Source organism: Mesorhizobium intechi, from assembly GCF_002879535.1.
Lineage (GTDB): Bacteria > Pseudomonadota > Alphaproteobacteria > Rhizobiales > Rhizobiaceae > Mesorhizobium > Mesorhizobium intechi.
In genome coordinates this window covers 1-22,599 of record NZ_PNOT02000233.1, presented here as the reverse complement: position 1 = coordinate 22,599, position 22,599 = coordinate 1, and the positions used below count along the sequence as shown (strand labels likewise).

General features: G+C 62.8%; 19 protein-coding genes. 10 read left to right on the top strand and 9 right to left on the bottom strand.

The window, feature by feature from the left end; translation table 11 throughout:
• Positions 1 to 294: 294 nt before the first annotated feature.
• Entirely contained in the window at positions 295 to 954 is a 660-nt protein-coding gene (locus C1D09_RS20590; RefSeq protein WP_143976042.1) for an alpha/beta hydrolase, read from the top strand.
• Between the two features lie 59 nt (positions 955 to 1,013).
• On the opposite strand, the gene sthA is transcribed toward C1D09_RS20590, so the two are convergent.
• Positions 1,014 to 2,399 (bottom strand): Si-specific NAD(P)(+) transhydrogenase, encoded by a 1,386-nt coding sequence (sthA, locus tag C1D09_RS20585; protein WP_143976041.1) that lies wholly within the window; start codon positions 2,397 to 2,399, stop codon positions 1,014 to 1,016.
• A 213-nt stretch (positions 2,400 to 2,612) separates the two neighbouring features.
• Between sthA and C1D09_RS20580 the strand changes: the two genes are divergently transcribed.
• From C1D09_RS20580 to C1D09_RS20570, 3 genes are all read left to right on the top strand, one after another.
• Complete coding sequence (locus C1D09_RS20580; protein ID WP_143976040.1) at positions 2,613 to 3,083, top strand: RDD family protein; 471 nt, start codon at positions 2,613 to 2,615, stop codon at positions 3,081 to 3,083.
• Positions 3,084 to 3,222: 139 nt separating this feature from the next.
• Positions 3,223 to 3,987 (top strand): arginyltransferase, encoded by a 765-nt coding sequence (locus C1D09_RS20575; RefSeq protein ID WP_143976039.1) that lies wholly within the window; start codon positions 3,223 to 3,225, stop codon positions 3,985 to 3,987.
• Positions 3,988 to 4,114: 127 nt separating this feature from the next.
• The gene (locus tag C1D09_RS20570; RefSeq protein ID WP_143976038.1) at positions 4,115 to 5,011 is read left to right on the top strand and encodes a DMT family transporter; all 897 of its coding nucleotides are present in this window, start codon (positions 4,115 to 4,117) and stop codon (positions 5,009 to 5,011) included.
• Between the two features lie 38 nt (positions 5,012 to 5,049).
• Here the strand turns inward: C1D09_RS20570 and C1D09_RS20565 are convergent, their stop codons facing one another.
• Positions 5,050 to 6,267 (bottom strand): AI-2E family transporter, encoded by a 1,218-nt coding sequence (locus C1D09_RS20565; protein ID WP_143976037.1) that lies wholly within the window; start codon positions 6,265 to 6,267, stop codon positions 5,050 to 5,052.
• Between the two features lie 251 nt (positions 6,268 to 6,518).
• A complete protein-coding gene (gene parC, locus C1D09_RS20560) occupies positions 6,519 to 8,771 on the bottom strand; it encodes a DNA topoisomerase IV subunit A (protein ID WP_143976036.1) in 2,253 nt (750 codons plus the stop codon).
• Positions 8,772 to 9,108: 337 nt separating this feature from the next.
• Here parC and C1D09_RS20555 point away from each other — a divergent pair, with 337 nt between their 5' ends.
• Positions 9,109 to 10,299 carry a DUF945 domain-containing protein gene (locus C1D09_RS20555; RefSeq protein ID WP_143976035.1) on the top strand — a complete coding sequence of 397 codons (1,191 nt, stop codon included), beginning with the start codon at positions 9,109 to 9,111 and terminating at the stop codon, positions 10,297 to 10,299.
• A gap of 117 nt (positions 10,300 to 10,416) precedes the next feature.
• Here the strand turns inward: C1D09_RS20555 and aspS are convergent, their stop codons facing one another.
• Positions 10,417 to 12,207 carry an aspartate--tRNA ligase gene (gene aspS / locus C1D09_RS20550; protein ID WP_167514691.1) on the bottom strand — a complete coding sequence of 597 codons (1,791 nt, stop codon included), beginning with the start codon at positions 12,205 to 12,207 and terminating at the stop codon, positions 10,417 to 10,419.
• Positions 12,208 to 12,826: 619 nt separating this feature from the next.
• Between aspS and C1D09_RS20545 the strand changes: the two genes are divergently transcribed.
• The 3 genes from C1D09_RS20545 (at position 12,827) to C1D09_RS20535 (ending at position 16,347) form a co-directional block, all read left to right on the top strand.
• Positions 12,827 to 14,071, top strand: a complete 1,245-nt coding sequence (locus tag C1D09_RS20545) for an MFS transporter (protein WP_143976033.1) — start codon at positions 12,827 to 12,829, stop codon at positions 14,069 to 14,071.
• A gap of 75 nt (positions 14,072 to 14,146) precedes the next feature.
• Entirely contained in the window at positions 14,147 to 15,298 is a 1,152-nt protein-coding gene (rnd, locus tag C1D09_RS20540) for a ribonuclease D (RefSeq protein ID WP_143976032.1), read from the top strand.
• A 14-nt stretch (positions 15,299 to 15,312) separates the two neighbouring features.
• A complete protein-coding gene (locus tag C1D09_RS20535; protein WP_143976031.1) occupies positions 15,313 to 16,347 on the top strand; it encodes an acyltransferase family protein in 1,035 nt (344 codons plus the stop codon).
• A gap of 7 nt (positions 16,348 to 16,354) precedes the next feature.
• On the opposite strand, the gene C1D09_RS20530 is transcribed toward C1D09_RS20535, so the two are convergent.
• From C1D09_RS20530 to guaB, 3 genes are read right to left on the bottom strand one after another with little or no spacing between them, the layout of a single operon-like run.
• A complete protein-coding gene (locus tag C1D09_RS20530) occupies positions 16,355 to 16,774 on the bottom strand; it encodes an MAPEG family protein (RefSeq protein ID WP_143976030.1) in 420 nt (139 codons plus the stop codon).
• Positions 16,775 to 16,799: 25 nt separating this feature from the next.
• Complete coding sequence (locus C1D09_RS20525) at positions 16,800 to 17,423, bottom strand: hypothetical protein (RefSeq protein ID WP_143976029.1); 624 nt, start codon at positions 17,421 to 17,423, stop codon at positions 16,800 to 16,802.
• Complete coding sequence (gene guaB, locus C1D09_RS20520) at positions 17,374 to 18,876, bottom strand: IMP dehydrogenase (protein ID WP_010915551.1); 1,503 nt, start codon at positions 18,874 to 18,876, stop codon at positions 17,374 to 17,376. Before guaB ends, C1D09_RS20525 begins: the two co-directional genes overlap by 50 nt.
• 39 nt (positions 18,877 to 18,915) lie before the next feature.
• On the opposite strand from guaB, the gene C1D09_RS33215 reads away from it, so the two are divergent.
• A complete protein-coding gene (locus C1D09_RS33215; protein ID WP_167514689.1) occupies positions 18,916 to 19,065 on the top strand; it encodes a hypothetical protein in 150 nt (49 codons plus the stop codon).
• Between the two features lie 95 nt (positions 19,066 to 19,160).
• Positions 19,161 to 20,582, top strand: coding sequence for an MFS transporter (locus C1D09_RS20515; RefSeq protein WP_143976028.1), 1,422 nt, complete (start codon positions 19,161 to 19,163; stop codon positions 20,580 to 20,582).
• 8 nt (positions 20,583 to 20,590) lie between these two features.
• Here the strand turns inward: C1D09_RS20515 and C1D09_RS20510 are convergent, their stop codons facing one another.
• Both C1D09_RS20510 and C1D09_RS20505 read right to left on the bottom strand, forming a co-directional pair.
• On the bottom strand, positions 20,591 to 21,388 hold the full coding sequence (locus tag C1D09_RS20510) for an RlmE family RNA methyltransferase (RefSeq protein ID WP_143976027.1): 798 nt from the start codon (positions 21,386 to 21,388) through the stop codon (positions 20,591 to 20,593).
• Positions 21,388 to 22,599, bottom strand: a 1,212-nt coding sequence (locus C1D09_RS20505; RefSeq protein ID WP_143976026.1) for a Ppx/GppA phosphatase family protein, incomplete at its 5' end; no start/stop codon positions are given. The genes C1D09_RS20505 and C1D09_RS20510, both read right to left, overlap by 1 nt.

The following is a 22,599-nucleotide window of genomic DNA, read 5'->3' as shown; positions in this document are numbered from 1 at the left end:
GCGTAACACATCGATACGCGTATCGCGATCGGAGATACGCGTATCGCGATCGGGGACACGCAAATTGCGATCCGACAAAACAGGGGTGGTCATCGACAAAAGGCCTCAAAGCTGGTTGTTCATGTCCAGCAATGCGACCCCCGGCGCACCGCTTCGATTCCTCCCACGCGGAGTATATCGGCGCATAAACGGGCCGGAATGCGCCCGGTTCAATCAACTTTCGCGGAGCATGAAAATATTGCGTTTTGAAGCCGGCAAATTGAGCGGAACCTCATATAATCAAGAGGATGCGGGATGATCGGCGACGGCACCGAAAGCGCCCTCCTGGTTACGGATATGGCCTTTGCCTATCGCCTTCTGGCCGCTGGCAGGGACAGTCGTGAGTGCCTGTTCCTGCTGCACGGGTCGGGCGTCGACGAGACGACCCTGATACCGCTGGCAAGACGCATCTCGCCCACCGCCACGCTGGTCGCGGCGCGCGGCCGCGTCCGGCAGGAGGACGGTTTTCGCTGGTTCGAGCGGATAGACCCGACACGCTTCGAACAGAAAAGCGTCCTCGCCGAAACCGCTGCCTTCGCGGCATTCGCAAACGAGGCCGCGAAGCGCCATGCGCTTGATCTCACCCGCTCGACTTTTGTCGGCTATTCGAACGGTGCGAATCTGGTCTCCAGCTTGATGCTTCTGCATCCAGGCATCGTCCGCAGGGCGGCGCTGCTGAGGCCCATGCCGGTGCTCGACCATGTGCCGGCGACGGATCTTGCGAGAACGCGGACGCTGATCATCGCGGGTGCCGCCGACGAGACCTACGGACCGTTCGCGCCGGCGCTGGTGACGCTGCTCAACCGCCACGGCGCCGAGATCGATGCCCGGATCATCCCCTCGGGCCATGAAATTGGCGATCCGGACGCCGCCATCGTCCGGCAATGGCTGACGGGATCGGCTGCCTTGGTGTAAGCCCAATCGCAGGCCGCGACCCGTGCCTGCGCTCCGGCAATAGACAGAAGGACTGGCGCCTACCGCCCCATCCTGTTCCAGGCATCAAGCCCGGCTATCTTGTAGGCTTCCGCCAGAGTCGGATAGTTGAAGGTGTTGTTGACGAAGAAGTCGACAGTGCCGCCCAGATTGATGACGGCCTGGCCGATGTGAATGAGTTCAGTAGCGCCCTCGCCCACGATGTGCGCGCCGAGCAGGCGGCGCGTTTCAATAGAAAACAACAGCTTCAGGAAGCCGGTGTCGACGCCCATGATGTGGCCGCGCGAGGTCTCGCGGAAGCGCGCGACACCGACCTCATAGGCACCGCCGCTCTGACGCACCTGTTCCTCGGACTGGCCGACGGTCGAGATCTCCGGCACCGCATAAATGCCATAAGGGAAGGTTTCCGGCGGTGGTTGTAGCGTCACGCCGAAAGCGTGGCAGGCGGCCACCCGCCCCTGCTCCATGGAGGTCGAGGCGAGGCTCGGAAAGCCGATGACGTCGCCGGCGGCGTAGATGTTGGGCACGCTGGTCTGGAATGTCTGCGGATCGACCTTGATGCGGCCTCGGGAGTCGGCCTCGATGCCGACCACGTCGAGACCCAGGCTGCCGACATTGCCGGTGCGGCCGGCGGCGTACAGCAGGACCTCCGAACGGATGGTGCGGCCGTCGGCCAGTTCCACCTCGGCGGCTTCTGGCTTGGAGCGTATTTCCTTGACCGCGCTGCCAAGCCTTATCGTCATGCCGCGATCGCGCATCTGGTGGATGAAATCGTCGACGATCTCGCGGTCGACGAAATCGAGGATGGAATTGCGCGGCTCGACCAGTGTCACCGGCACGTCGAGCGCCGAAAAGATCGTGGCGTATTCGACGCCGATAACGCCGCCTCCGATGACCGTCAGCGTGCGCGGCAGGCGGTCGAGCTCCAGCATCTCGTCGCTGTCGAAGACGCGGGTCTTGTCGAAGGGCACATCGTGCGGCCGGTGCGGTATAGTACCGACCGCGACCAGCGCGTTGGCGAATCCGACTTCGCTGTAGTCGCCATTGTCTGAAGTCAGGCTAACCCTGTTGGGGCCGAGAAATTTCACCGCCGCGCGGGCGCTCTTGACGGTGTTGCGCATGAACTGGTGCTGCAGCACCTCGACCTCGTGATCGAGCGTCTTGTGCAGGCGCTCGATCAGGTCGCCGACGGAAATGTCCTGCTTGACCCGATAGCCGCGTCCATAAAAACCACGCTCGCGCCAACCCGAGAGATTGAGCACGGTTTCGCGCAACGTCTTCGAGGGAATGGTGCCGGTGTGGACGGAGACGCCGCCGAGGCGCCGGCCGCGGTCGACCACCAGCACCGATTTGCCGAGCTTGGCCGACTGCACCGCGGCGCGGCGGCCGGAGGGGCCGCTGCCGATGACCAGCATGTCATAGTCCATAGTGCCCCGTCCCTCTGCCCCTGAGCGCCTTTGTTGCGCCGCAGCAAGCTAATGCCATCCGCACCGCAAATTCAACCGGTTCGGATCGTGTCCCGTGTCGCTCGGGGCTTGCGCGCCCGGTCAGGATCCCGACCTTGATTCCGACACAGGCCTTCACCATTTCATTGACGAGCGGCCCGCACCCTATGTCGGGCCCTGTTACGAGGAAATGACATGAACGCGCGCGTTCTCGACGGCGAAATCATCAACACCCGGCTTGACGATGTCCGGGCCTATGAAGGCGTGCGCACACGGCGCATCCTGGCCTTCGTGCTCGACTACATCATCGTCGCCCTGCTCACCATTCCCTTCGCCATACTGGTGTTCTTCCTCGGGCTGTTGACGCTCGGTCTCGGCTGGATGCTGTTCGGCGTCCTGGTGCCGGCTGTCGCCATCCTCTACATCTGGAACACGCTGGGCAGTGCCGACCAAGCGACCACGGGCATGAAGATGATGGGTATCCGCCTCGATCGTCTCGACGGGCGGCCGATCGACGGCCTGACCGCGGTCGTCCATTCCGTGCTTTTTTGGGCGGGCAACGTCATCCTGTCGCCTCTGGTGCTGCTGGTGACCTTGTTCTCCGACCGCAAGCGCACGCTGCACGACCTTTTGCTTGGCACGGTGGTCAGCCGCACTAGCCGTTAAAGGCGTTTTTCGGGAGCACTTGCGCCTTGTCGGTGCAATTGTGAAGGCGTTCGCATGCCTGCGCCTTCACAATCCTGTTGAATTTTTTGCTTTCCGCGCCAAAGGTAGAGCGACTCGAAGGAGTGTTTCCAAGACTTAAATGACGCAGCATCCGACCCAGTCGCCGCAGTTCTTCCTGACAGCGCCGTCGCCGTGCCCCTATCTCGACGGCCAGTTCGAGCGCAAGGTGTTCACGCATCTGGTTGGCGACAAGGCGTCGGAGATGAACGACCTCTTGACGCAAGGCGGCTTCCGGCGCTCGCAGAACATAGCCTACCGACCGGCCTGCGAGACCTGCCGCGCCTGCGTCTCGGTGCGAATCCTCGCCCAGGAATTCACCGCCAGCCGCAATATGAAGCGTGTGCTGCAGCACAATTCCGACCTCGTCGGCGCCATGCACAATGCCGAGCCGTCGACCGAACAATACTCGCTGTTCCGCAGCTATCTCGATGCCCGCCACCGTCGCGGCGGCATGTCCGACATGACGGTGCTCGACTACGCCATGATGGTCGAGGATACCCATGTCGACACCAAGGTGATCGAATACCGGCGGCGTGGGCCCGACACCTTCATCACCGGCAAGGGTCAGGGCGAACTCATCGCGGTGGCCCTCACCGACAAAATGGCCGACGGCCTGTCGATGGTCTATTCCTACTTCAATCCCGATTTCGAGGAGCGTTCACTCGGCACGTTCATGATCCTCGATCACATCGCCCGCGCCAGGGCGATGGGCCTGCCCCATGTCTACCTCGGCTACTGGGTCAACGGCTCGCGCAAGATGAGTTATAAGATGCGCTTCATGCCGCAGGAGCATCTCGGCCCCAAGGGCTGGGAGCGCTACACTAACGAAGCGGTTTCACGCTGAGTTTTTCCACGATCCGCGCTTAACAGTTTCAAGGCAGGGGATGCTGGTCTTCCGGCCGGTTGGCTGGAGAGAGTGCGCCATTGCACCAGGCGGCCATCGGCCTGCGTTTCATTGCGAAAGTTCCTGCATGTCCCCTCACCATGATCACCAGAAGGGCCTTCTGATAACCGCCATCGGCGGGCTGACGCTGACCGTCGATATACCGTTGATCCGCCTCGCCGACGGCGGCGCATGGACAATCATGCTGCTGCGCACCTGCACCACGTTTGTCGCCGCCATGGTCATCTGGTCGGTCTGGCGGTCGTTGAGCCGAAACGCACCGCCGCTCATCCCCGGCTGGTCCGGCCTGATCGTGGCGATATGCTATGGCCTGACTGGGATCACCTTCGTCACCGCCGTCTATCACACCTCGACCGCCGACCTGGTGTTCATCCTGGCCTTCAACACGGTGTTCGCAGGGCTATTGTCGTGGATATTCCTGCGGGAAAGGCCCCGGCTGGTCACCATCGCGGCGATGGCGATCATGATCCTCGGCGTGCTGGTCATCGTCGGCGGATCGGTCGGCACCGGCAAGCTGTTCGGCGATTTCATGGCGCTGTGTTCGGCCTTCTTCATCGCGGTCGCCATCACCATTTCGCGCGCCAGCGGCAAGGATATGGGCTTCACCTCTCTCGTCGGCGTGCTTCTGCCGATGGCCCTGGCCGCCTTCATGGTGTCAGGCGAAGGCTTTCACGTGAATGCGCCCTGGTGGATCATCTTCAATGGCGCCGTCATCATGCCGATCTCGTTCTTCTGCCTCGCTGCCGGGCCGAAATACATTTCGGGGCCGGAAGTGGCGATGTTCTATCTGCTCGAAACCGTGCTGGCGCCGGTCTGGGTGTGGATGATCTTCGCCGAGACACCGACGCGCAACAGCCTGATCGGTGGCGCGATCCTGATCGTCACGCTGGTCGCCCACTCGCTCTGGCAGCTGCATGATGGCCGCAAGCGCCGCGGTGACTTCGCGGTGCACCATCCGGTCTGATTTGTAATTGATGGGCCTCGCGCAAGTTGCGTTTCGGATCAGGCGCTGGCCTTCTTAGCCACGCCGGGTTCCGGCATAATTTCGATCTGCGGCGGCCCGCCTTCGATTTCGACCGCCGAGTCGGCGGTCAACTCGTCGACCAGTTCCACCTCGCGCAGCCACTCGCGCCAGATGGCGACCAACAGCGCCATCAGCACCGGGCCGATGAACAGGCCGAGGAACCCCATCGTCTTGACGCCGCCGATCAGGCCGAAAAAGGTCGGCAGGAAGGGCAGCTTTATCGGCCCGCCGACGAGCTTCGGGCGCAGTGTCTTGTCGACGATGAACAGTTCGACCGCGCCCCACAGGAACAGCGCCAGACCGGCCATGGGCGAGCCGCTGGCGGCCAGATAAATCGAGACAAGGGTGAAGGACAAAGGCGCCCCGCCGGGAATGAGCGCCATGACGCCGGTCAGGGCGCCAAGCGTTACTGGCGACGGCACGCCGGCCAGCCAGTAGGCGATGCCCAGCACCAGCCCCTCGCCGATGGCGATGACGGTCATGCCGGTCACCGTCGAGGAGATGGTCGCCGGGACGACGCGCGAAATCCGCTCCCATCGCGTCGGCAGGATGCGCTCCCCCAGTCGATCGACCTGGCCGGCAAAATGCTCGCCGTCGCGATAGGCGAAGAACAGGGCGATCATCATGAACAGCAGCGTCAGGAGCAGCCCAAAGGCACTGCCGCCGGCTGCGAGCGCGCCGCGATAGATGCTGCCTATGTTTGCGCCGCTGATCAGCTGGATCAGTTCACCAATGCCGCCGGGATGACCAAAATTGGTCGTCCATTGCTGGTTCAGCCAGTCGCCCACGACAGGCATGGTCGCGATCCAGTGCGGCGTCACGGCACCATGCCGATTGGTCTCGATCGCCCAACCAACCCACTCGCGCACCTCGTTGATGGCGTAGGTGCCGGCAAGGGCGATCGGTATCACCAGGAAGGCGAGAATGAACAGGATGGCCAGAGTGGCGGCGACAGTACGGTTGCCCCCGACGCCGGCCAGCAGCCGCTGGTAAAGCGGCCAACTGGCGAAAGCGATGACAAGTGCCGCGAGCACCGGGAACAGGAAACCGTGGAAGAAATAGACGCCGGCGGCGACGATCAGCACCAGCAGCCAGCGCGCCGCCGACAACGGCGGAATGACAGCCGACCGTAGCGGCGTCGACAGGCCGAACAGGCGCTGCTGCCGTTCCGGTTTCTGGATTCTGGATTCTTTCAAACGCCCGTCTCTCCCAAACACCTTTCCCCGTTATGCATTGATATAGTGCAGCAATCGTGACGATACTCCAAATGCCCTGGAATCTCCCCCAGGCGAGATGGCCTGCACGCCAGAGGCGGTTGCCGCGCGCAAGGGCTAGCCTTCCCTGCTCGAAGTATCAGGTTGCGCCCTGTCGAAGCGGGAGACCGGGTCCGGTCGAATCGCCCCTCTGTCGCCTTTGGCGACATCTCCCCCTCGAGGGCGTAGATCAGCTACCCGAACTTGCCCGTCCTGGGGAAACCTTTCGGCACCATGCGGCCGGCCGATGCCCGGGCGCCGATCCATTCGGCCAGTTCCTCGCGCGACCTTGTGAAGGTGCGGTCGGCCGAATCCTGCCAGGACAGGCCCGTCTCCAAGCTGAACGGCTTGAGATCGAGCAGGCCGCCATCCTTGTATTTCTGCAGCCGCACGCCCTTGCCGCGGCCCATCTCGGGAATTTCCGAAAGCGCGAACACCAGCATTTTCCGGTTCTCGCCGACGATGGCGAGGTGATCGCCGGTGACCGGCACGCAACGCTTGGCCTCGTCCGGCGCCTTGACGTTCATCACCTGCTTGCCCTTACGGGTGTTGGCGACCACTTCCTCCTCCGGCACGATGAAGCCATTGGCGTCATATGAGGCCAGCAGCAGCTTGCGCTTGGGATCGTGGACGAAGGCGGTAACGATGTCCTGGTCATTGTCCATGTCGACGATGATACGGATCGGCTCGCCATGGCCGCGCCCGCCGGGCAGCCGGTCGGCGCCGATGGTGTAGAACTTGCCGCCTGTGGTGAAGACCAGCACCTTGTCGGTGGTCTGCGCGTGGAAGGCGAGCTTGAGGCTGTCGCCTTCCTTGAAGGTCAGCGTCGAAAGGTCGGCCAGATGCCCCTTCATCGCCCGCAGCCAGCCTTTTTCCGAAACCACCACGGTGACGGGCTCGCGCTCGATCATGGCGTGCGCGATGTCGGTCAGGTCGTGCTCGGGCGCATCGGCGAATTGGGTGCGGCGCTTGCCGAGTTCGGTCTCCGGGCCGAACTTGTCACGGATGTTGGTGACTTCCCACTTGATCGTCGACCATTGCTTGGCATCGGACGCCAGCAGTGCCTCGATCTGCTTCTTTTCGGCGCTCAGGCCATCGAATTCCTTGCGGATCTCGAATTCTTCCAGCTTGCGCAAGGCGCGCAGACGCATGTTGAGGATGGCCTCGGCCTGGTTGTCGGTGAGCGACCAGCGGGCCATCATCACCTGCTTGGGATCATCCTCCTCACGGATGATCTTGATCACCTCGTCGATGTTCAGATAGGCGATCAGATAGCCGGCCAGGATCTCCAGCCGTCTTTCGATTTCGCCCAGGCGATGTTTCGAGCGGCGGATCAGAACGTCGCGGCGATGGTCGAGCCATTCCTGCAGCACGCCCTTCAGCGACAGGACGTTGGGCACCTTGCCGCGCGACAGCACGTTCATGTTGAGCGGGAAGCGGCTTTCAAGCTCAGTGAGCTTGAACAGCGATTCCATCAGGATGCCCGGGTCGACGGAACGGCTCTTGGGCACCAGCACGACGCGGATGTCTTCCGCACTTTCGTCCCTGATGTCCTCCAGCAGCGGCAGCTTGCGGGCCATCAACAGCTCGGCGATCTTCTCGATCAGCCGCGCCTTCTGCACGCCATAGGGGATTTCGGTGACGACAATGCTCCAGGTGCCCCTGCCCTGGTCCTCCTGGCTCCATTTCGACCGCACACGAAAACCGCCGCGGCCGGTCTCGTAGGCCTCGAGAATGGAGGCGCGGCTGTCGACGATGATGCCACCGGTCGGGAAATCCGGACCCTGGACGAAATCCATCAGCTTGGCCACCGGCGCATCGCGATGCTCGATCAGGTGCAATGCGGCGTCGCAAAGCTCGGCGGCGTTGTGCGGCGGGATCGATGTCGCCATGCCGACCGCGATGCCGGACGAGCCGTTGGCCAGGAGATTCGGGAAGGCGCCGGGGAGCACCACCGGCTCCTCGTCCTCTTCATTGTAGGTCGGCCGGTAGTCGACGGCATCCTCGGTGATGCCGGCAAGCAGTTCGGTCGCCACGTCGGTCATACGCGCTTCGGTGTAGCGCATGGCGGCGGCGTTATCGCCGTCGATGTTGCCGAAATTGCCCTGCCCGTCGACCAGGGGATAGCGCATGGAAAAATCCTGCGCCAACCGCACCAGCGCGTCGTAGATCGACTGGTCGCCATGCGGATGGAACTTGCCCATGACCTCGCCGACGATGCGGGCGCATTTGGCAAAACCCTGCTCGGGGTTGAGCCTGAGCAGCCGCATGGCGTGCATGATCCGCCGATGAACCGGCTTCAGCCCGTCGCGAACGTCGGGGAGCGCCCGGTGCATGATGGTCGACAGCGCATAGGCGAGATAACGCTCTTCCAGCGCCTTCTTCAGATCGACCGGTTCAACGTGATCGCCACCGCCATCTTGAGGCGGCAAAAGCCTTTTTCCCATGGGCTGGGACTAGCCGAGCGGGTGATTCGCGGCAAGAGGCGAGCACCGGACCTGTCGACTTGTGCGCTTTCTGCAACAGGAAACCGCAAGACCGAGCTTGCCGACCAACATCAATCTGTTACATGCCACATCTATTGCGAAGCGCTATAATGCCCGACGGCCCGACCTTCATGCCAAATTCACCGCATTCTAAAATAGCGTTCGGGTCGGGTTTGCCTTTCGCCGCGATTTTTGACCATTGTGCCGGGACACGCCTTTTTCCCGTCCAGTTCGTCACGGAATGGTGATGGCGCGAAGAATTGAAAAACAATTTCAGAACAATCTCAGGGACCTTGCGATGACAATCAAACGCTCAACTCTCCGGAAATTCGCTCTTTCGACCTTCTTGTTCACGCTGCCGCTGAATGCGGCCCTTGCGCAGGATGCCGCGGTTGCCGACCGGCTGAAGGCGGCGCTGGCTGCCCAGGGCGTTGACATCTCCTGGACCGGCGTGACCGGCGACAACACCAGCATGGTGCTGCAGGGCGTTGCCATCAAGCCGGCGACGGAAAAGGAAGCCCTCACGATCGGCGACGTCAAACTCGAGAATGTGACCGCGGCCAATGGCGGCTTCGATATCGGCACCGTCTCGACCTCGGCCTTCGAGCACGCCAAGGACGGCGTCACCCTCAACCTCAGCCCCTTCGTCATCCATGACATGACGGTCCCGGCCGATGGCGCCACCGGCCCGCTGGGCTCGCTGATGATGTACAAATCCGCCGAACTCTCCAACATGACTGTCAAGGTCGCCGACAAGACCGCCTTCTCGATGGACGGGCTTGCCATCCAAATCACGCCGCCCGCTGACGGCAAGGCGATGGAATTCACCGGCAATACGGAAAAATTCACGGCCGATCTCTCGCTGGTCGAGGACCCCAAGTCCAAGGAAGTCATCGACGCGCTGGGCTACCAGAACATTTCGGGCAATCTCGCAATGGCCGGCACCTGGCAGCCCTCTGACGGCAAGATGGAACTGTCGAAGTACGACATCTCCGTCGAGAATGCCGGCACGCTCGGCATGACATTCGATCTCGGCGGCTACACGATGGACTTCATCAAGTCGCTGCAGGAGATGCAAAAGAAGATGGCGGCGCAGCCCCAAGGCGCTGACAATTCGGCACAAGGCATGGCCATGCTTGGCCTGTTGCAGCAGCTTTCGTTCAACAGCGCCTCGATCCGCTTCGACGACGATTCGCTCACCAACAAGGTGCTGGACTATGTCGGCAAGCAGCAAGGCATGTCCGGCAAGGACGTCGCCAACCAGGCCAAGGCGATCGTCCCGTTCGGCATGGCACAGCTCAACAATCCGGAACTGACGGCACAGGTAACGGCTGCGGTCAGCAAATATCTCGACGATCCGAAGAGCATCGAAATCTCGGCCGAGCCGCCGGCAACCGTGCCGTTCGCACTGATCATGGCGGGCGCCATGTCCAACCCGCTCGACCTGCCGAAGACGCTCGGTGTCACCGTCAAGGCGAACGAAGACTGATCGAACGGCCTCATGATACAAAAATAGCCCGGCAGCGATGCCGGGCTATTTTTTTGGATTATCGAGTCGAAAGAATCGGTTCGGGCGGGTTTTTAAAGGACCGCTCGAAACTCGCGATCACGCGTCCTTCTTGATCGGCGCGACACGCAGCGCCAGTTCGCGAAGCTGCTGCGGGCTTGCTTCCGACGGCGCATTCATCAACAGGTCGTAGGCCTGCTGGTTCATCGGGAACATGGTTATCTCGCGCAGGTTCTTGGCGCCAACCAGCAGCATGACGACGCGATCGACGCCGGCGGCCATGCCGCCGTGTGGCGGCGCGCCATACTGGAAGGCGCGGTAGAGGCCGCCGAAGCGTTCCTCGACGGTCGCACGGTCCAGCCCGACCGTTTCGAACGCCTTGACCATGGTTTCGGGCAGATGGTTGCGGATGCCGCCTGATGCAATCTCGAAACCGTTGCACACCATGTCGTACTGGAACGCCTTGATGCCGAGCAGATCCTCGCCCTTCAGCGCATCGATGCCGCCCTGCGGCATCGAGAAAGGGTTGTGGGCGAAGTCGATCTTCTTCTCCTCCTCGTTCCATTCGAAGAACGGGAAGTCGACGATCCAGCACAATTCAAAGCGCTCGCGGTCGACGAGGTTCAGTTCCTCGCCGGCACGCGTGCGCGCGGCACCAGCGAAAGAAACGAACTTCCTGGGGTCACCCGCGACGAAGAAGGCGGCGTCACCGTCGGCAAGGCCGAGCTGCTGGCGGATCGCCTCGGTGCGCTCCTCGCCGATGTTCTTGGCGAGGGGACCGGCGCCTTCGAGCTTGTCGCCCTCCTTGCGCCAGAAGATATAGCCCAGCCCCGGCTGGCCCTCGCCTTGCGCCCAGGAGTTCATGCGGTCGCAGAAGGCACGGCTGCCGCCGGTCTTGGCAGGAATGCCCCACACCTCGGCCTTGGCATCGTTGGCCAGGATGTTGGCGAACACCTTGAAGCCGGAATCGCGGAAATGGTCGGAGACGGCCTGCATTTCGATCGGGTTGCGCAGGTCCGGCTTGTCGGAGCCGTATTTGCGCATGGCGACATCGTAGGGAATGCGCTGGAATTTCTGGGTCACCGGCTTGCCGTTGGCGAAGGTCTCGAAGACGCCCCGCATCACCGGTTCCATGGTCGACAGCACGTCGTCCTGCTCGACGAAGCTCATTTCGAGGTCGAGCTGGTAGAATTCGCCGGGCAGACGGTCGGCGCGCGGATCCTCGTCGCGGAAGCACGGCGCGATCTGGAAATAGCGGTCGAAGCCCGACACCATGATCAGCTGCTTGTACTGCTGCGGCGCCTGCGGCAGCGCGTAGAAAGTGCCGGGATGGATGCGCGACGGCACCAGGAAGTCGCGCGCGCCTTCCGGCGACGAAGCCGTCAGGATCGGCGTCGAGAATTCGGTGAAGCCGACATCGGTCATGCGCTTGCGCATCTCGGCAATGATCTTGGTGCGTGCCACGATGTTCTTGTGCAGGGTGTCGCGGCGCAGGTCGAGGAAACGGTATTTCAGCCTGATGTCCTCGGGATAGTCCGGCTCGCCGAACACCGGCAGCGGCAATTCCTTGGCCGCCGACAGCACCTCGATCTCGCGGGCGAAAATCTCGATCTCGCCGGTCGGCAGGTTGGCGTTGACCGTCTCCGGCAGGCGCGCCTTGACCTCGCCGTCGACGCGGATGACCCATTCGCCGCGGACGGTCTCGGCGACCTTGAAGGCCGGAGAATCGGGGTCGGCGACGATCTGGGTCAGGCCGTAATGGTCGCGCAGGTCGATGAACAGCAGGCCGCCATGGTCGCGCACGCGATGCACCCAGCCCGACAGGCGAACGGAAGAGCCGACGTCGCTCTTTCTCAACTGGGCACAGGTATGGCTGCGGTAACGGTGCATTGTCATTGGTAAAGTCCGGGGTGCTGGGTGGCAGGCCAAAGCATCAAAGCCCGGCCCAAAATTTGCGCGAAAAGCGCATGGGAGGCCGGATTTGTCAAGGCAAGGGGACGTTGGGCAGCATCGAGGGTCGACCGCCAAGGTTCAAGTCTTTGCCGGCCTTAACGCATTGCCGCCAGACGTGCTTCCTGAGACAAGGCATTTTATCAAGGACTTGGTATCAAGCGACCTGGAGACGCTGAGTGCCAAAACGCACTCTCCCACCGGCAAGGGCCACAGCGCCGCTACTGTCTGCCGACGCAGGCGTGGCGCTGCAAGCTCAGCCTGCCGATCTCCCTGATATGCAGCAACGGGGAAGCCCTTGCCGTCTTCGCGGCGAATGCTGTGGCGAGAGTCGAAAGCATTCGTCTCGGCCACTCAAAGGAAGGGATTGAAACATTCGTCGCACATTCTGCATCGCTGAAACTGCGGAATTTCGGCATCGATTGAACGACCGCTTCCCAGGCCGGGACGAATTCGCCATAGAATGCAATGGCCTGCCCTCAATGCCGGCTAGATTTGCCGCTGGCATTGACGAGGGTAATGGTTCAAGAAGGGATCACCGATACGTGACCGCCTTTTCATGTCCTCCATCCGCCCGCTGATCCCGCTTCTTCTCGCCGCAGGCATCCTGCTCGGCGGCAACGGGCTGCAAAGCACGCTGATCGCACTGCGCGGCGCGCAGGAGGGATTTTCCGCTTCCGACATCGGCCTGATGGGCACCTTCTATTTCGCCGGCTTCCTGCTCGGCTGTCTGGCCATTAGCCGCATCATGAAGGCGGTCGGCCATATCAGGGCGTTTTCGGCACTGGCCGCCATTGCTTCGGTCGGCACTCTGCTGTTGGTGCTGGTCCTCGATCCGGTGATGTGGTGCGCCGTGCGCTTTGCCGGTGGCTTCTGTTTCGCCGGGCTGTTCACCATCGTCGAAAGCTGGCTGAACTCCGGCGTCACCAACAAGGATCGCGCGCGCGTGCTGGCGATCTACCGGATGGTCGACACCGGCTCGGTGACATCGGCACAGTTCCTGATCCCGGTCTTCGGCGCCGGCGGCTTCACGATCTTCGCCATCATGTCGATCATGATCACGCTGTCGCTGGTGCCGGTCTCGCTCGGCGACCGCTCCAATCCGACACCGCCGGAGGAGGTCAAGCTCGACCTGGCGCGTGTCTGGCGCATTTCGCCGCTCGGCTGCTTCGGCTGCATCGCCGTCGGCGTCACCAACAGCGCCTTTCGCACGCTGTCGCCAGTCTATGCCGAACAGATCGGCATGTCGGTCGCTGATGTGGTCACCTTCGTCAGCGTCGGCATTTTCGGCGGCGCCATCATCCAGTATCCGCTCGGCTACCTCTCAGACCGCTGGGACCGGCGCCGGGTGCTGTTGCTGACGACCTGCTGCGCGATGCTTGCCGCCCTGGCGCTGGTGTTCATCGCCGGCAGCAATCCGCTGCTCAACTTCATCATCATCTTCATCTTCGGCTGTTTCGCCATGCCGCTTTATTCGCTGGCGGCGGCGCATTCCAACGACCGCGCCGATACTGGCGAGTTCGTGCTGATCAACGCGGCGCTGATGCTGTTCTACTCCTTCGGCGCCATCGGCGGCCCTTTCGCGGCCTCGACAGTGATGCAGTATTTCGGGCCGAGCGCTCTGTTCGTGTTCAGCGCCACCGTCTATGCGATCCTCATCACCGTCATCCTCTACCGCATGCAGGCGCGCTCCGGCGTGCCCGTGGGCAAGCGCGGCCGCTTCATCGCGCTGTTGCGCACGTCGACCGTTTTCGCGCGGCTGGCGAGGCGCAATGGCGATTCCGATGGCTCGGGAAGCGCATGACGGCGGCGCCAAAGCTTGACGAAAGCCTTCCCGGCTGAAATCTAGGAAGACCTTACTCCTGCCAAAAGCGATTTGATGCACGTCATCACCACCCAGAAAGAACTCGAGACCGTTCTCGCCGCTTTCGAAAAGTCCGATTTCGTCACCGTCGACACCGAGTTCATCCGCGAAACGACCTTCTGGCCGATCCTGTGCCTGATCCAGATGGCGGCGCCCGGCGTCACCGCGCTGATCGACCCGCTGTCGCCCGAGATCAACCTCGCCCCGTTCTTCCGGCTGATGGCCAACGAGGCCGTGGTCAAGGTCTTCCACGCGGCACGCCAGGACATCGAAATCATCGTCCATCTCGGCGATCTCGTGCCGCATCCGGTATTCGACACGCAGGTCGCGGCCATGGTCTGCGGCTTCGGCGACAGCGTCTCCTACGACCAGCTCGTGCAGCGCATCACCGGCGCACGGCTCGACAAGTCGTCGCGCTTCACCGACTGGCGCCACCGGCCGCTGTCCGACAAGCAGCTCGATTACGCGCTCGCGGACGTCACCCATCTGATCGAGGTCTATCAGCATTTGAGCGCCGAACTGGCGCGGGAGAACCGCGCCCACTGGCTTAACGAAGAGATGGACGTCCTGACCTCGCGCGAGACCTACGATCCGCATCCGGAGGACGCCTGGAAGCGGCTGAAGATGCGGCTGCGCAAGCCGCAGGAACTTGCGATCGTGCAGGCCGTGGCGGCATGGCGCGAACGTGAGGCGCGCGAGCGCGACGTGCCGCGCGGCCGCGTGCTCAAGGACGACGCGATCTACGAGGTGGCGCAGCAGGCGCCGCGCGACGCGGCCGCCCTTGCCAAGCTGCGCACGACGCCCAAGGGCTGGGAGCGCTCCTCGACGGCGACGGCCCTGCTTGGGGCGGTCAACACCGCGCTGGCCCTGCCCAAGGAGCAGATGCCGAAACTGCCGAAGAATTTCCAGCCGCCGGAAGGCTCGAGCGCCGCGGCCGAATTGCTGAAAGTGCTGCTGAGGATCGTCGCCGAAAAGCAGGGCGTGGCCTCGAAAGTGCTGGCCTCCAGCGACGACATCGACCGCATCGCCGCCGAAGGCGAGGATGCGGACGTACCGGCGCTGCAGGGCTGGCGGCGCGCCGTGTTCGGCGAAGCGGCGCTGAAGCTGGTGCGCGGCGAGATCGGGATAAAGTTCGACAAGCGCAAAATAGCGGTGTTCGACCTCTAGAGGCTTTCCAGCCGATGCGTTCGGATCAGGACGAGAACCGGCGATACGAAGCGATCGACGCATTGCGTGGGATCGCCGTGATGCTGGTTCTGATCTTCCACTACACGTCCCGCTTTCCCGCCGACTACATCGAGTTCGACCACCAGATGACGCTGCCGTGGCAAGGCATAGTCGGCGTCTTTCTCTTCTTCATCATCAGCGGTTACTGCATCGCGATGACAGCCGAGCGGTCTGGAACCGTGTGGATGTTCTGGCTGCAGAGACTTACGCGGCTGGAGCCCGCGCTCATCGCCTGTATCGCGATCACGCTTGTCGTGGTTGCGGCTCTGGGTCTTCCGGGCAGGGAGGCTTCAGCGCTCGACGGCCTGAAAAACGCAAGCTGGGTAACCCTGTTTGCCCCAACGCCGCTTGTCGACGGCGCCTACTGGTCGCTGCTTGCGGAAGCAAAATTCTACTTTGTGTTCGGCCTCATCTTCTATCTCTGGCCAAATCGCGTCCTCGTCCTTTTCACCAGTTTTACCGTTCTGGGCGCAATTGCACAGTTCTCAGGATTGTGGAGAGACCATCAGGCCCTGATTTATCCCTTCAAGGGCATCGCCATGCCATATTTTCTGTTCCCCTACAGCCTCTTCTTTTTGATGGGCATCGCGGCGAGGCGATCGACCCGAGCCGTGCAGGCGGTCGTGACAGCCGGATGCCTGTTGGTTGTTATCAAACTGTGGGGTGGCTCGGCATTCAGTGCCTGGGTCATCGCGCTTTCGATTCTTGGGGTCATCGGCGTCCAGCTGCGAGATATCACTATCTGGCGAAGCGTGAGTTACATCGGCTTGATCAGCTATCCTCTGTATCTTCTGCACCAGAACGTCGGTGTCGCGATCATCCGATGGCTGGCTCCGTGGATCGCCTCCCCGTATCTTCGGATCGGCATAGCGTTCTGCATCGTGGTCGCCATTGCGGCATTCGTCGCGTGGGCGGTCGAGCATAGATTTCGGCGGAGGATCGAAATCTCTGTGGCACGCTTGATGTCGAGGGCCGCAACCCCCGCGTGACCCTGCCTCAGACGATGCCGAGCAAATGCAGCGCGAACCAGATCCAGGCCAGCGCCAGCACCACCGCACCGGCAAAGAAAGAACGGCTGCGCAGTCGCAGATTGTTGCTGGTCAGGTGAACCCAGGCATGAAAATAGCGCGTCAGGACGAAAATCCACGCCAGCGCCAAGGTCAGATAGTTGACGCCGTTGGTGACGTGCAGCGTCAGGCACAGCACATAGAAAAGCACCGGCAGTTCGAACTGATTGCAGAGATTGGCGGCAACGGTGACGCTGGACGCCGGCTCGGTCGAGCGTGTCTTGTACTGTCCAACCTTGGCCTCACCTGATTTGACTGCTCCATATCTGCGGCGCCCCAATACGCCGTAGACGATGTAGACCAAAGCCACATGCGCCAGAACGGGCCAGAAGATCGTGGTCTGGTTCATGACACTTCCCCTGCTCTGTCCGGCATCAGGCCTGGCGTCTTTGGCCCACCAGCCAGAAAGCCGCGATGACGACCACCGGGATGGCGAGAAGCGCGAATTTGGTGACGATCAGAACCGAAGCGAAAGACAGTGAATCCGGGTTGGCCGACAGGAAGTCGGACAGAAGCCGCGCCACGGCGATATTCTGGGCATAGTCGGCGAGCGTGTAGGGCAGCACAAGCACCAGCGCGAAGATCGACTGCACCTGCCCGGGGAGCTCGCGGAAATTCCGCAGGCGCCGGCCGGTGGCCAGGATCAGGCTTACCAAGGTCAGCGACAGCAGCGCCGGGAACAGCAGATCGAAGGTCAGATAGTGCCAGACCAGAATGATCTCGCCGCCGCGCCGGCCGATCGCCGTCAGCCAAGCCATGCCTTCGTCGGGCGTGAAGCCCAAATAGCGCATGTCGAGCGACGGCAAGCCACCGCTCAACTGGCGGAAATAGAAGAATTCCATCACCGTCATGGCGATGAAAACCGCCGCCGACAGGAAACACAGTGCGGCCGCATGGCGCGGCAGCCGCAGGACCGTCGCGGTCAGGCTCCGCCCGAGCCCGTATTGTTCAGGCTCCGCCGGGATAGTTCGGGCTTTCGCGGGTAATCGTGACGTCATGGGCGTGGCTTTCACGAAGTCCGGCGTTGGATATGCGCACAAAAGTGGCGCGCTCGCGGAAATCGGCAAGGTCGCGGCCACCGACATAACCCATAGCGGCTTTTAGCCCGCCCGCAAGCTGGTGCAGCACGCCAGACACAGGTCCTTTGTATGGAACCTGGCCCTCAATGCCTTCCGGGACCAGTTTGAGGGTATCGCGCACCTCGGCCTGGAAGTAGCGATCGGCCGAGCCGCGCGCCATGGCGCCGACCGAACCCATACCGCGATAGGCCTTGAAGGAACGCCCCTGGTGCAGATAGACCTCGCCCGGGCTCTCATCGGTCCCGGCCAGCAGCGAGCCGATCATAGCGGCGCTGGCGCCGGCGGCGAGCGCCTTGGCGAGATCGCCGGAATATTTGATGCCGCCATCGGCGATCACCGACACACCCGATTTGTGCGCCGTCTCGACCGCCGACATGATGGCCGAAAGCTGCGGCACGCCGACACCGGCGACGATGCGGGTGGTGCAGATGGATCCCGGGCCGATGCCGACCTTGACGGCGTCGGCGCCAGCATCGATCAGCGCCTGCGTGCCTTCGGCGGTGGCGACGTTACCGGCCAGGATGCGAACCGAGTTCGAAAGCTTCTTGGCGCGCGTGACAGCGTCGAGCACGCGCTGCGAGTGGCCATGCGCGGTGTCGATGACCAGAAGGTCGACGCCGGCATCGATCAGGCGCTCGGCGCGCTCGAAGCCGTCGTCACCGACGCTGGTGGCGGCCGCGGCGCGCAGGCGGCCCTGCGCATCCTTGGTGGCGTGCGGGTTGAGCTGCGACTTCTCGATGTCCTTGACGGTGATCAGGCCGACGCAATTGCCCTGCTTGTCGACGACGACCAATTTTTCGATCCGGTGCTGGTGAAGAAGCCGCTTGGCTTCGTCCTGGTCGACATTCTCCTTGACCGTGATCAGGTTCTCACGGGTCATCAACTCATAGACTTTCTGCGCCGGGTCGGAGGCAAAGCGCACGTCGCGATTGGTCAGGATGCCGACCAGCCTGCCGGTCTTGTGGCCGCCAGTGCCGCCATTCTCGACCACCGGAATGCCCGAGATCGAATAGGTTCGCATCAGCGACAGCGCATCGGCGAGCGTGGCGTCCGGACCGATGGTGACCGGATTGACCACCATGCCGGATTCAAATTTCTTCACCTGCCGCACCTGCTCGGCCTGTTCGGCCGGCGAGAAATTGCGGTGGATGACGCCGATGCCGCCGGCCTGGGCCATGGCGATGGCAAGGCGCGCCTCAGTGACGGTGTCCATCGCGGCGGAGAGGATCGGTACGTTGAGGTCGATGTCGCCTGCGATGCGTGTACGGACATCGGTTTCGCCGGGCATGACCTCGGAGTGACCCGGCTGCAAAAGCACGTCGTCAAAGGTCAGCGCCAGTGCGCCTGTGGACGTTTCGATGATTTTTGCCATGGCCAGCCCTTTAGAATGCGGAAAAAGCGCTGGACCGGGATGGACAGCGCCGACTCTCATCTTCCCTTTCAGGATTGGCGCTGGCTGGTAACACGTCGCGACGCCGATGAAAAGCCGATCGTTGCATTGCACAACAACGGCTTCGACCATTTGATCGTGCCACCCGTGGTTGCGGTCGCACAAAAGTGACAGCAATTTAACACGACATCGGTGTCCAGCCATGATAACCGCCCTCTGTATCGGTTCGCCCCCGGCCGACTAGAAAATTTGAAACGGTCACGCTTGTGAATCGCACCATTCCGCTGATCCTGGCGGTCGCACTTTTCATGGAAAACATGGATTCGACCGTCATCGCGACATCGCTGCCGGCGATCGCCATCGACATCCGCACCAGCCCGATCGCGCTGAAGCTGGCACTGACGGCCTATCTGGTGTCACTGGCGATCTTCATTCCAATCAGCGGCTGGATGGCCGACCGCTTCGGCGCCAAGAACATTTTTCGTGCAGCGATTGCGGTGTTTATCGTCGGTTCGGTGGCCTGCGCCTTCTCCGGCTCGCTGCCGGCCTTCGTGGTGTCGCGCTTCCTGCAAGGCATTGGCGGCGCCATGATGACGCCCGTCGGACGCCTGGTGCTGGTGCGGGCCACGCCCAAGAGCGACCTGGTCGCCGCCATGTCGTGGCTGACCGTTCCCGCATTGGTCGGACCGCTCGTCGGCCCGCCGATCGGCGGCTTCATAACCACCTACTTCACCTGGCACTGGATCTTCCTGATCAATGTGCCGATCGGCCTGGTCGGCATCTGGCTGGCGACGCGCTTCCTGCCGGAAACCGAATCGATGGAGACACCGCCGCTCGATTTCATCGGCTTCGTGCTAAGCGGGCTTGCGGCATCCGGCGTGGTCTTCGGCCTGTCGGTGGTCAGCCTGCCCTATCTGCCGCCGGCGACCGGCTTCACCACCGTGGGGGTCGGGCTGCTGTCGGGCGCGCTCTACCTCATGCATGCGCGGCGCGCCAAAAATCCGCTGCTGGCGCTCGAACTGTTCCGCAACCAGGTGTTCCGCTCATCGGTGCTTGGCGGCTCGCTGTTTCGCATCGGCATCGGAGCGGTGCCGTTCCTGCTGCCGCTGATGTTCCAGATCGGTTTCGGGCTGACGCCGTTCCAGTCCGGCATGATCACCTTTGTCTCGGCGGTCGGGGCCATCGGCATGAAATTCGTCACCGCGCTGATTTTTCGCCTTGCCGGCTTCCGCCGCGTGCTCATCGTCGGCTCGCTAGTCGCCGCCGCATCGATCGCCATCTACGGCTGCTTCACCCCGCAAACGCCTTACGTGCTAATGCTGGCCATATTGCTGGTCGGCGGCTTCATCCGCTCGATGTTCTTCACCGGCGTCAACGCGCTCTCCTATGCCGAAGTGTCGGCCGAAGACACCAGCAAGGCAACGCCGATCACGGCGGTGTTCCAGCAACTGTCGATCGCGCTTGGCGTGGCGCTCGCCGGCGGCATCCTGGAAGTCTCGACCTCGATCCATGGCGGCTCGCTGACGCTGGGCGATTTCCACACCGCCTTCTTCATCGTGGCGGCGGTATCGGCGGCGGCATCGTTGTCGTTCATGCGGCTGGCGCCCGATGCCGGCAATGCCGTCTCCGGCCATGGCCGGCTGACGACGCCCAAGACGCTGGAACCGGCCAGATCGCCGGGCGAGTGAAGGCCGGCTCAGCGGTCAGCGTCCCCCGGCGCTTCGCCATGGCTCCGGGCGCTCGAGCCCTCTGGAACGTCCACTGGACGTTCCGATCCCCCTGATCGCGGAACCGACTCTCGCCCCTTGAAATCTTTTGCCAACAGATAAAGCTCGACCGATTCATCGCGCGAGGCCGGCGGCTTGACGTGGTGGACGGAGCGGAAATTCTTCTTGAGCAGGGACAGCAGTTCGTTCTCGGCCCCGCCCTGAAAAGTCTTGGCGAGGAAATGGCCGCCCGGCTTCAGGACGGACAGCGCGAAATCGGCCGCCACTTCGCACAGATGCATGGTGCGGATGTGGTCGGTGCGTTTGTGGCCGGTGGTGGGTGCCGCCATGTCGGACAGCACGACATCTGGGTTCCCACCCAACGCCTCGGCGAGCTTTCGCGGCGCATCCGCATCCAGGAAATCCATCAAAAGCACCGGTGCGCCGGGCACGGCATCCATTTCCAGATAGTCGATGCCGACGACATGCGGATTTTCCGCCGTCGATTTCGTGCGCGCCGCCGCGACCTGGCACCAGCCGCCGGGGGCGGCACCGAGGTCGATCACCTTCATGCCTGGCTTCAGCAAATGGTGCTTGTCGTCGATCTCGATCAGCTTGTAGGCCGCGCGCGAGCGATAGCCGTCAGCCTTCGAGCGCTGGACATAGGGATCGTTGATGTGACGCTGCAGCCAACGTCGCGACGATTCCTTCAGGCCACTCTTTTTCTTGATCCGCGTCTTCAGCACGCGAATTCCGGCCGATCCTGGGTTTTCCGGTTTCTTGGTCATTAACGGCCACGCCCATCGTTGCGCCAGACGCCGTCATCGGCCATCAGCTCGCTCAATATGCCTTCGCGGAGGCCACGGTCGGCGACGCGCAGCCGCTCTGAAGGCCAGACGGCGCGGATCGCTTCGAGAATAGCACAGCCGGCCAGCACCAGATCGGCGCGGTCGGCGCCAATGCAAGGGTTGGCGCAGCGCTGCTGGAAATCCCAGCCGACCAGCCTCTCTACCATACGGTCGACGCTGTCGCGGTCCATCCACAGCCCGTCGACCCGACGCCGGTCGTAACGCTCCAGATCGAGGTGGACGCCGGCCAGCGTCGTCACCGTGCCGGACGTGCCCAGCAGATGAAAATTCGGGCTGGCCTTGAGGTGGCTCAGCCGGTCGCGGCCGTCGAAGCTCGCCAAACGGCGGGCGACGTCGTCGACCATGGCGTCGAAGATCTCGCGCGTCACGGTACGGCCACCAAAGCGCTCGGCCAGTGAGACGACGCCAACCGGCAGCGACGTCCACGAGACGATATGATTGGCGAGCCGCGGCGAACGGCGGCCAGTGAGATCGATGAGCGCGATCTCCGAAGAACCGCCGCCGATGTCGAACAGCACGACGCCCTGCGTGTCGCGCTCGACCAGCGAGCCGCAGCCGGAAACCGCCAGCCGCGCCTCGGTCTGACGGTCGATGATCTCGAGCTTCAGACCAGCCTCGCGCTCGACGCGATCGAGGAATTCGACGCCGTTTTCGGCCGAGCGGCAGGCCTCGGTGGCAATCAGCCTGGCCTTCCTGATCTTGCGGCTGCGCAATTTGTCGCCACAGATCTTCAGCGCCTCGACGGCGCGATCCATCGCCGGCTGACCGAGCCGGCCATTGGCGGTGAGCCCCTCCCCCAGCCTGACGATACGCGAGAAGGCGTCGATGACGCGGAACTGGCCATGCCGGGTGGGAACGGCGACCAGCAGCCGGCAATTGTTGGTGCCGAGGTCGAGGGCGGCGAAGACCGGCAGCTCATGCACCGGCGACCGGCGCGTGCTCTGTTCGGGGCGTGGCGCGGGAGCGGCGGAGGAGACTGCCGACGCCGTCGGCTGCATCGCTTCCAAAGCCGGAACAGCGGGCTGGGCTGGGGCTGGCGACCGATTGCCCTGCGTTTCGTCGCGCGCAAAAACCTTGCGCCCGCGCCGTCGCTTGCGCCGCTTCTTGGGCTTGCCCTTCTGGTGATGTGT